Annotated in this window: 8 protein-coding genes; 2 read left to right on the top strand and 6 right to left on the bottom strand. The window is 70.6% G+C overall.

The window, feature by feature from the left end; all coding sequences use genetic code 11:
• Positions 1-323: 323 nt before the first annotated feature.
• Both N5096_RS10990 and N5096_RS10985 read right to left on the bottom strand, forming a co-directional pair.
• Entirely contained in the window at positions 324-2,534 is a 2,211-nt protein-coding gene (locus tag N5096_RS10990; RefSeq protein WP_267664699.1) for a DHH family phosphoesterase, read from the bottom strand.
• A gap of 149 nt (positions 2,535-2,683) precedes the next feature.
• Positions 2,684-3,298 carry a YIP1 family protein gene (locus N5096_RS10985; protein ID WP_267664697.1) on the bottom strand — a complete coding sequence of 205 codons (615 nt, stop codon included), beginning with the start codon at positions 3,296-3,298 and terminating at the stop codon, positions 2,684-2,686.
• A 150-nt stretch (positions 3,299-3,448) separates the two neighbouring features.
• On the opposite strand from N5096_RS10985, the gene N5096_RS10980 reads away from it, so the two are divergent.
• Complete coding sequence (locus N5096_RS10980) at positions 3,449-3,916, top strand: type IV pilin domain-containing protein (protein WP_267664695.1); 468 nt, start codon at positions 3,449-3,451, stop codon at positions 3,914-3,916.
• Positions 3,917-3,974: 58 nt separating this feature from the next.
• Here N5096_RS10980 and N5096_RS10975 read toward each other — a convergent pair whose 3' ends face one another.
• The gene (locus N5096_RS10975; protein WP_267664694.1) at positions 3,975-5,168 is read right to left on the bottom strand and encodes a Gfo/Idh/MocA family protein; all 1,194 of its coding nucleotides are present in this window, start codon (positions 5,166-5,168) and stop codon (positions 3,975-3,977) included.
• Positions 5,169-5,183: 15 nt separating this feature from the next.
• On the bottom strand, positions 5,184-6,155 hold the full coding sequence (locus N5096_RS10970; RefSeq protein ID WP_267664692.1) for a sugar phosphate isomerase/epimerase family protein: 972 nt from the start codon (positions 6,153-6,155) through the stop codon (positions 5,184-5,186).
• A gap of 173 nt (positions 6,156-6,328) precedes the next feature.
• Here N5096_RS10970 and N5096_RS10965 point away from each other — a divergent pair, with 173 nt between their 5' ends.
• Positions 6,329-7,222: a PspA/IM30 family protein gene (locus N5096_RS10965; RefSeq protein ID WP_267664690.1), complete on the top strand. Its 894-nt coding sequence runs from the start codon at positions 6,329-6,331 to the stop codon at positions 7,220-7,222.
• 74 nt (positions 7,223-7,296) lie between these two features.
• Here the strand turns inward: N5096_RS10965 and N5096_RS10960 are convergent, their stop codons facing one another.
• Together N5096_RS10960 and N5096_RS10955 are read right to left on the bottom strand one after the other, a co-directional pair.
• Positions 7,297-8,343 (bottom strand): dipeptide epimerase, encoded by a 1,047-nt coding sequence (locus tag N5096_RS10960; protein WP_267664688.1) that lies wholly within the window; start codon positions 8,341-8,343, stop codon positions 7,297-7,299.
• Positions 8,340-9,398, bottom strand: a complete 1,059-nt coding sequence (locus N5096_RS10955) for an N-acetyltransferase DgcN family protein (RefSeq protein WP_267664686.1) — start codon at positions 9,396-9,398, stop codon at positions 8,340-8,342. Before N5096_RS10955 ends, N5096_RS10960 begins: the two co-directional genes overlap by 4 nt.
• Positions 9,399-9,633: the final 235 nt, after the last annotated feature.

Raw genomic sequence — 9,633 nt, 5'->3', positions numbered from 1 at the left:
CTCGCTTTGAGCAGTCGGCACAGACACACTCTTCTGGAATGTGCGTTCACCGACTACCCTTTCGGATACTGTCTCATTGCGCGGGTGGACAGGCCACCTCCGAAGGACGGTTCGGAATCCGCTCCGTTCCGACCGATTCCTACCTACTGATAGAGTTTCCTGTCGCTTAAACGCCAGTATTCTGAAACTCGGAGTGCTGTCGAACGTGGATACTTTCCCCAAGTGACGGCACGTATCCACGGCGTGAACGCCGTGGTATTGCGCCTGTTCAGCGTATAAGCAGAGACCGCGTCGCCGGCGGGCCTCGCGCCGACTGGTCCGGCTCAGAACGCTTCCGCGACGGCCGCGACGACGGCGTCCTCGACCGCGTCGCGCTCGCCCGAGAGGAACTCGATTTTCCCCTCTCGGAGCCCGGCCGTGGTGACGTCGGCGGCGGGCGCGAGTTCGGCCGCGCGCTCGGCCACGTCGCGGACCGAGACGTCCTCGTTCGTCCGGAGGTACAGCTCGTCGGTACCGATGCCGACGGTCGCGTGTGCCTCGCCGTTGGCGCTCCGGCGGTGGAGGTCGTCGAGCAGGAGCGCGGTAGGCGGGAAGTCGTAGCGGTGGGTGTAGCCGTCGGTGTCGAGCACGTCGAACTCAACGCCGTCGACCGCCTCGGTGACGAGGTTGGCGGTCGCGGTCTCGACCTCGGTCTCCAGCTTCTCGCGGAACTGCTCGGAGACGTGCGCGGCGAGGTTGCCGCCATCCTCGAAGAGGAGGTCGGAGACGAGCTCCCGTTTGTCCTGATACGACTGGTAGTACGCCTCCAGCGCGACGGCCTCGCGGAGCTCCGCGACGCGCTCGACGTCGTAGCCCGCGTCGCGCGCGAGGTCGACGTAGCGGTCGGGGGTCTCGCCCCAGTAGCTGACGGCCGGGAGGTGCCGCAGGTCCGCGCGGACCGCGTCGTTGACCGCGGAGGCCAGCGAGGCGACGAGCGCGCCCGTCGAGAGGTCGCCCTCGACCGACTCGATCTCCGGGGAGACGAGGGTGTCGACGGCCTCGCGGGTCTCGGGGTCGGCGACCTCGGCGTCGACGACGACCGCGTCCACGCCGTAGACGGAGAGGAGGTCGATGCCGTCGGCGGACTCGGTCGTGGAGCCGGTGCCGACGAGGAGGAACAGCGGGAGCTTCTCGTCGTGGCGGTCGCGGTCCTGGAGCATGCGGGTCGCGTCGTTCGTCGCCGCGTCCATGTCGTACACCGGGTCGTCGAGCGGGCGCCGGGTGAAGTAGTGGTACTCGGCGTCGCTCTTCGCGTGTTCGTCCCGGATCAGCGGGAGGACGGCGCGCTCGACCGCCGCGCCGGCGACGTAGCCGTCGGCCGTGGCGGGGTGACGCACGACGATGGGGCGCGATTCGAGGACCGCGCGTCGGACCGCCTCCGCAGCGTCGAGCAGCCCGTCGGCGAGCTGCGCGACCGTCTCGTCGCCCGCGAGCGGCTGGAGTCCCTCAGGGCGCGCCTCGTCGGTCAGCGCCTCCGCGAGCCGGCGGCGGACCGTCTCTGCCCCCTCGCCCTCGAGGAGGACGAGCGCCTCGGACTCGACCTGCACGTCGCCCCGGTGGCTCTCGACGTCGCCGTCGATCCGGACCGCGTCGCCGACCTCGACGTCCGGGTACGCCCGGACGCCCGGCTCGACGAACGCTGCCACGTCGACGACGCCGGTCTCGTCGCGCACCTCGAAGACGGTGGGGCCGCCGGTCTGTCGGACGCCGACGACCTCGCCGTCGATCCGCACCGCGTCGCCGACGGCCTCGGAGAGGGTGCCGATCTCCACGCGCTCGCGGTCGTCGGTCTCGTCGGCCTCGTCGGCTTCGCCGGATTCGACCCCGGAGTCGCCGTCGGGCTCGGGCTCGCCGGTTTCGGACTCCGCCGCCGCGTCGACCGCCTCGCTGTCGTCGTCGACCGCCTCGGTCGCGTCGGTCTCGTCGTCGACAGCTTCGTTTTCGAGCGCGTCGTCGCCGACCGTCTCGCTGTCGTCGTCGACTGCTTCGGCCGCTTCCTCGCTCTCGGCCGCGTCGGCCGTTTCGTCCGCCTCGGCCGCTTCGTCCCCATCGGCCGCGTCGTCGAGGTCGGCCTCGGTCGCGCCGTCGTCCGACTCGTCGCCATCCGCGTCCGCCTCCGGCAGGTGTTCGGTGTCACCGTCTTGGACGAGGGCGCCCCGGAACTCGCGGTCGGCCTGTCGGATCGACCACGCGAGGTCGATGTTCCCGTTGTCGCGGACGCCTTTCACCTGCACGAACACGTCGTCGCCGGGCTCCCACTCGAGGCTGTCGAGCCGGCGGTCGAGCTCGGAGCGGTGGAGGAGTCCGGTCACGCCCGGAGCGAGGTCGATGAACACGCCGAACTCGGCGTAGCCGTCGACGACGCCGCGGTAGAATCGGTCGGGGACGAGCTGGTCGGCGGAGCTCCCTCGGAAGTCGAACACGGCGTCTTCCTGGTGCGGATCGCAGATGCGACCGCCGTCGACGTCGACGCCACAGATGATGCAGGATCCCATTTGAGTACAACGAGAGCCTCAGGCCTAAAACGGTTGTCGAAAGTCGCGTGGGAGCCGCTCGGCCGAAACGGCTGCGGTGGCGACCTCCGGGCGCTGAACGGGTGGGATCGCCCCGACGCTCTCAGCGGCCGATCGGGCCGCCGCGCGGCTCACGCGAAGAGCGTTCGAGCCGACGCGATCACCCGGTAGCTGACGCCGTACCCGAGCAGGGCCGGCGGGAGCCCCGCAACGAGCGTACGCGGCCACGAGGTCCCGTGGACGATCCGGATCCCGATCAGAAGCAGCGCCGCCGCGTACGCGCCGCAGGCGATGCGCAGCGCCGGGATCGGCGGCCCGGCGAGCGCCATCGGCGAGCTGGCGTACGCCACGGTCTGCACGGTCTCGCTGACCCCCCCGCGGTCGCGAAGCGCGAGGCCGCCGCGCACCTCGACGCTGGCGAGGACGACGCTCACCGTCGCGATCGCCGCGGTCAGGTGGAGCCCCACCGGGGCCGCGAGCGCGACGACGACGAGGAAGGCGACGAGCGCCGAGACGGGCACCGACGCAACGATTCCGGGAACCGCGGAGGGTTCGGCGACCATCCAGCCCAGCGCGAACGCGGCGGCGACGGCGACGGCGAACGTCAGCGCGGGCGCCTGGTCGCCGGGCGCTACGCCGTTCGCGAAGAGGCGACGCGGCCGAACGAGCGTCTCGACCCAGGCGCGGGCCAGCCCGCGCGCTCCCCGGGCCCGTCCGCCCGCCGGATCCTCGATCCACGATGTCACGTGCCCCCTTCGGGCGGGTGGAATAACGGGGTTCCGATTCCGCGCGGCGGACCGCGGCGCCGACCCGCTCCGAGCGACCGCGGACCACGTTCTCCCGTCTGATAAGCGGCGGGTAAACCCTTATACGGTGCCGTTCGGAACCGTAGTCGAATGCGCGCGCTCAGGAACGACGAGCGGGGGTTCACCCCGATAGCCGGGACGGGACTGCTCGTCGGTGTCGTCGTCCTCCTGCTCGCGGTCGTCGGGGCCGCGATGTTCGGGCTGATCGACGGGGTCGCGCCGCCGGACGCGGAGTTCCAAGTCGAGCGGGAGGGCAGCGACATCGTCCTCGTCGCCGCCGGTCCCGAGCCCGTCGCCGCCGAGGAGCTGTACGTCCGCGGCAAGGACCCCGACGGCGAGGTGGAGTTCGGCGCGTGGCCCGGGGAGGGCGTCGTCGAACCCGGCGACCGCGTGGTCGTTCCGAACGCGACCGGGAACGAGCAGTTCGACGTGGTGTGGGAGCCGGTGGCGTTCGACACGCGCGAGACCCTCGCCACGTACAACGGCGAGGACTCGGCGATCAGCGAGTGGTCCGAAGAGGAATCCGGGGCCGACCCGCTCGGCGGCGGCGCGGTCTGAAGGGGTGCGGCTCACGGTTTTTTTCGAGCGACGGTGACCACCCGCGGCCGCGCCGACGTCACTCGACCGACACCCACTCGCCGCGCTCGTCGGAGCGCTCGATCGCGTCGAGGACCTCCTGTACCGCGTACCCCTCGGCGAACGACGGCGAGAACTCGCCGCCCTCGGCGACCGCGGAGAGGAACTCGTAGCTCTCGTGGACGAAGGTGTGCTCCCACCCAATCACGTGTCCGGGGGGCCACCAGTGGTCGACGTACGGGTCGGTCTCGTCGGTGACGAGGACCGTCTGGAAGCCGCGGTCGCCCTCGCGGAGCACCTCCAGCTCGTTGAGCCGCTCTAAGGAGAACTTCAGGCTCCCCTTCGAGCCGTGGACCTCGATCGCGTGGTCGTTCTTGTGACCGGTCGCGAACCGAGTCCCCTCGAAGGTGCCCGTCGCGCCCGACTCGTAGGCGACCTGCGCGGAGTAGGCGTCGTCGACGGTGACGTCGCGGTACTCCTCGACGGCGCGGTCGTCAACGTCGCCGCCGCCGTCGCCGCCCTCCCCCGAGTCGCCGCCCTCCCCCGAGTCGCCGTCGCCGTCGGGGACGGGTCGCTCGTCGACGAACGTCTGTAGGTGGCCGGAGAGCCGGTCGATCCCGCCGACCTCGTCGCCGACGAGGAACCCCGCGAGGTCGACCGTGTGCGCGCCGAGGTCGCCGAGCGCGCCGGAGCCCGCCATGTCGGCGTCCATGCGCCACGCCCACGGCGCCTCGGGGTCGACGAGCCAGTCCTGGAGGTAACGCCCTCGCACCTGTCTGATCTCGCCGAGCTCGCCGTCCTCGATCAACCCCTTCGCGTAGCGGATCGCCGGGACGAACCGGTAGTTGAAGGCGGTGCCAGCGGGCACGTCGGCCGCGGCCGCGGCGTCGCGCATGGCCGCCGCCTCGTCGAGCGTCGGCGCGAGCGGCTTCTCGCAGAGGACGGGAACGCCGGCCTCGAGGGCCGCGATCGACGGCTCCGCGTGGACGTGGTTCGGCCCGAGGTTGTAGAAGACGTCCACCTCGTCGATGGCGTCGCGCCAGTCGGTCGCGGTGTGCGCGAAGCCGAACCGCTCCGCGGCCTCCGCGAGCGCCTCCTCGTCGCGCCCGACGAGCGTGTGCCGCTCGATCGCAGGCGCGTCCGGGAAGAACATGGGGAGCCGCGCCATCGCGTTCGCGTGCGCCTTGCCCATGAACCGGTACCCCAGCACGCCGACTTTGAGTGGTTGTGTCATGATCTCGTCCTCCGTTTATTCCGCCCAGTAGGCGTCGCCCGGTTCGGTCGCGAAGACGGCCCGGTCGAGCACGTCGACCGCCTTCTCTACCCCCTCTCGCGAGGAGGTGAGCGAGTCCTCGTGTTCGATCGACAGCGCGCCCTCGTAGCCGACCATCCGGAGCGCCGAGACGACGTCCTTCCAGTGGGCCTCGTCGTGGCCGTAGCCGATCGACCGGAACAGCCACGAGCGGTCGGACTCTTCGGTGTAGCTCGTCGTGTCGAGAACGCCCTTCACGCGGGCGTTCGAGTCGTACACCTTCGCGTCCTTCGCGTGGACGTGGTGGATCGCGTCGTGTTCTCCCAGAAAGCGGATCGCCTCGGTCACGTCGATCCCCTGCCAGTAGAGGTGCGAGGGGTCGAAGTTGGCGCCGATCCGCTCGTTCGTCGCCTCCCGCAGGGCGAGCATCCCGGTCGGCTCGTAGACGAGCATGTTCGGGTGCATCTCGACGGCGACGTCGACGCCGTGACGGGCGGCGTAGTTCGCCAGATCCCGCCAGTAGGGGATCGCGACCTCGTCCCACTGGTACTCGTGGGCATCGGCGTGCTCCGTCGGCCACGGCGCCGTGACCCAGTTCGGCGTCGAGTCGCCCGGGGCGCCCGCGGGGAGCCCGGAGAAGCAGGTCACCGTGTCGACCCCCAACCGGTCGGCCAGCTCGATCGCCTCGCGGAGTTCGCGGTCGGCCGCCCCGGCCCGCTCCTCGTCCGGGTGGATCGGGTTGTTGTGGGTCGCGAGCGCGGAGATCCGGAGCCCGTGCTCGTCGAGCAGCGCGAGGAGGTCCTCGCGCGCGGTCTCGTCGTCGAGGAGGGCCTGGCGGTCGACGTGGTCTTCTCCCGGCCACCCGCCGACGCCGAGCTCGACCGCGTCGACCCCGACGGAGTCCAGGTACGCGGCGGCGTCCTCGATCGGTTCGCCGCCGAGCGGAACGGTCAGTACGCCGATGTCCATGCGCAGGGGTAGCGCGACGTCTCGAATAAACCTTCAGGAAGCCCGACAGGACGGAAGCGACTGACCCCGTGACGCGGCGTCGACTCCGCTCCGGCGGTCTCGGCCTCGATCCGGCGTCGCTGGGGGTCGCGGACCACATGAGGTTTTAACGGGTGGAACGCGTATGCCGGGACATGGGAATTCTCTCGCGCGCCTCCTACGTCGTCCGCTCGAAGGTGAACGCCCTCCTGAACCGGGCGGAGGACCCGACGGAGTCGCTCGACTACTCGTACGAACAGATGCGCGACGAGCTGCAGGACGTCAAGCAGGGGATCGCCGACCTGACGACCCAGAAGAAGCGGCTGGAGATCCAGAAGCGCAAGCTCGAGGAGAACGTCGAGAAGCACAACCGGCAGGCCCGCGAGGCGGTCCAGCAGGACCGCGACGACCTGGCGCGGAAGGCCCTCGAAAAGAAGAAGTCGAAGATGACCCAGATCGAGGAGCTGGAGGGCCAGATCGCCGAGCTGAACAACACGCAGGAACAGCTCGTCGAGAAGAAGAACAAGCTCCAGAACCGCATCGAGGAGTTCCGCACCAAGAAGGAGACGATGAAGGCCCGCTACGAGGCGGCCGAGGCGTCCACTCGCGTCTCGGAGGCGATGACCGGCGTCGGCGACGAGATGGAGGACGTGAGCCGCTCGATCGAGCGCGCCGAGGAGCAGACCGAGGAGATGGAGGCGCGCTCGGAGGCGATGGACGAGCTGGAGGACTCCGGCGCCTTCGAGGACGCCCTCTCGGACAAGGACAGTATCGACCGCGAGCTGGAGGGGCTCTCGACGAACAGCGAGGTCGACGCCGAGCTGGAGACGCTGAAAGGGGAACTCGGGAAAAGCGAGTCGTCGAACGGCGACGCCGACGTCGGCGACGAGGAGGTCGACGACGAGCTGGCCGACATCGAGGCGGAGATCGACTCGGACGACTTAGAGAGCGACCTCGATGGCGACAGCTCCGAGGACGCCGACCTCGAGGAGGAGCTCGACGTCGAGCTGGAGGAGTCCGAGGCCGACGCCGACGAGAAGCGGAACTGAGAACGCATCCGAACCGCGTTCGGTCCCCGCCCTCATCGCGGTCCCAGCATTTCCCTGTCCCCGCTTCCGATTACTCACTCCGACGCCGGCCGCGCACCGGTCCCCGCGCGGTCCTGGTCGGCGAGTCGAACGTCACCGCCCCACAGATCGACGCCCTCGTACGGGTCCTCGGCGAGCAGCAGCGAGCCGTCGATGTCGACGTAATCAAGCAGCGGGGCGAGCTGCGCGGCGGCCGCGATGGAGGCGTTCGACTCGATCATACAGCCGCACATCACTTCGAGACCGTGCGCCCGGGCGGCGGCGATCAGCCGTCTCGCCTCCGAGAGGCTCCCGGTCTTCATGAGCTTCAGGTTCGCGATGTCGCAGCGGTCGGCGACCGCGGGCACGTCCGCGGCGGTCATGCAGGACTCGTCGGCGGCGATCGGCAGCTCGGACCGCTCGTAGACGTACCGCAGCCCCTCCGGGTTCTCGGCGGGCACGGGCTGTTCGACGAATTCGACGTCGCGCTCGGCGAGCCACGCGCTCTTCGCGACCGCCTCCTTCGGCGTCCACGCCTCGTTCGCGTCGACGCGGAGCCGCGCGTCGGGCGCGGCCTCGCGGACCGCGTCGATCAGCTCCCGGTCGCGGTCCGTGCCGAGCTTGATCTTGAGGACGGGATAGCCGGCCTCGACCGCGGCGGCCGCCTTCTCGCGCACCCGGTCCGTCTCGTCGAGCCCGACCGTGAACGACGTCTTCGGGGCGTCGTTCGGGTCGAGCCCCCACAGGCGGTAGAGCGGGACGCCGAGCCGCTTCGCCGCGAGGTCGTGGACGGCGATCGAGACGGCGCAGCGGGCGGCGGGGTTACCGTTCACGACCGCGCGCAGCTCACCCTCGATCTCGCGGATTGCGTGGGGGTCGCCGACGCGCTCGACCGCGTCGAGCAGGTCCGGCATGACTGCGGCCACCGTGTCGGCGGTCTCTCCGTAGTGGGCCGACGGCGCCGCGCCGCCGATCCCGGTCATCCCCGCGTCGTCGGTCACGCGGACGATCACGTTCTCGGCCTCGGTCTGCGTGCCCCGCGAGATGGTGAACGGGTCCTCCAAGGGGAGCGACACCCGCTCGAACTCGGTCTCGAGGCTCATTCGCCGCCGATCCCCGCGTCGGCGATCCCGTCCACGATCCGGTCGGCGCCGTCACGGACCGGGTCGGCGGCCGGGACGCCGATCTCGTCACCGTACTCGGCGACCGCGTCGGCGGCAGCGGCGTCGTCGGCGACGTCTTTCGTGTTGAGCGCGCCGGCGACGACGCCCGCCTCGCGGACCGGCGCCGCGAGCCCCTCGTAGAGGTCGACGTAGTCGGAAAGCGGGGGGAGGGAGAAGGACTCGTAGCCGTGAACCGCCTCCCGGCCCGCGGCGTGACAGAGGACGAGGCCGTCCGCCATCGAGCCGTGGAGGATGCCGCAGGTGACCGCGGAGTAGGCGGGGTGGACGATGCTCCCCTGCCCCTCGACGACGAGGAGATCGTGGTCGTCGCCGACCGCGGCGAGCATGTCTTCGACCGCGCCCGCCGTGAAGTCGGAGACGACGCGGTCGATCGGGTTCCCCCACCCGGCGATCATGATCCCGGTCTGCCCGGTCGGGACGAACGCGGCGTCGATGCCGCGCTCGCGGGCGGCGGCGACGACCTCAAGCGAGGCGGTCATCTTCCCGACCGAGCAGTCGGTGCCGACCGTACACACCACGTCGGCGTCGACGTCGTCGGAGGCGCCCGTCGCAACCGTCAGGTCGTCGTCGGGCTCGCGGACGTCGACGAGGTCGACCCCGTGTTCGGCGGCCAGTCCGGCGAGCGCCTCGTCCTCGTTGAGGAAGTAGTGGAGCCCGCTCACCACGTCGCAGCCGGCCTCGATCGCGGCCTCGACGTCCGACCGCCACGACTCGTCGAAGCCGCCGCCGATCGGCGCGATCCCGATGTAGAGGGCGTCGACGTCGCCGTCGGCGGCCGCGTACGCGTCGTCGAACGAGCCCACGACCGGCGCGTCCGCGACGTCGGGGGCGTGGTCGCGGACCCGGTCGCCGGCGCGGTCGCGGTCGAGGACGGCCCGCACGTCTTGGTCGCCGTAGCGCATCACCCCGAGCGCGGTCTTCGCTCGGTCGGGGAACTTCTCGTGGGCCAGGATGGCGATCCGTTCGTCGCTCATGTCCGAGCGCTCTCCCCGACGGGGCTTAAAAGAGTCGGGGACGATCGGCAGATCGGCCGACGGCGACGTTGTCCGAGGAACCGTGAGTGGTATCGAGAGCATTTATAAACCGAATAGCGGTGGCGCGTGCCTCCGAGCGGCCGGTAGGCCGCGAGGAGCACGCGCGAGGGAGTCGCTGGCGCCGGAGGTGCCAGCGACGAGGCTGGGGAGGTGTGAGGTGCGGTGCTGTGCGGGG

The organism is Halorubrum yunnanense, assembly GCF_026586675.1.
GTDB classification, from domain to species: Archaea; Halobacteriota; Halobacteria; order Halobacteriales; family Haloferacaceae; genus Halorubrum; species Halorubrum yunnanense.
Note: the sequence above shows the minus strand (reverse complement) of the source record. Positions and strands in the feature narration are given on the sequence as shown.

Coding starts and splice junctions, on each gene's coding strand:
- N5096_RS10965 (WP_267664690.1), top strand. CDS start 6,329: ATGGGAATTCTCTCGCGCGCCTCCTACGTCGTCCGCTCGAAGGTGAAC.
- N5096_RS10975 (WP_267664694.1), bottom strand. CDS start 5,168: ATGACACAACCACTCAAAGTCGGCGTGCTGGGGTACCGGTTCATGGGC.
- N5096_RS10970 (WP_267664692.1), bottom strand. CDS start 6,155: ATGGACATCGGCGTACTGACCGTTCCGCTCGGCGGCGAACCGATCGAG.
- N5096_RS10960 (WP_267664688.1), bottom strand. CDS start 8,343: ATGAGCCTCGAGACCGAGTTCGAGCGGGTGTCGCTCCCCTTGGAGGAC.
- N5096_RS10990 (WP_267664699.1), bottom strand. CDS start 2,534: ATGGGATCCTGCATCATCTGTGGCGTCGACGTCGACGGCGGTCGCATC.
- N5096_RS10955 (WP_267664686.1), bottom strand. CDS start 9,398: ATGAGCGACGAACGGATCGCCATCCTGGCCCACGAGAAGTTCCCCGAC.
- N5096_RS10980 (WP_267664695.1), top strand. CDS start 3,449: ATGCGCGCGCTCAGGAACGACGAGCGGGGGTTCACCCCGATAGCCGGG.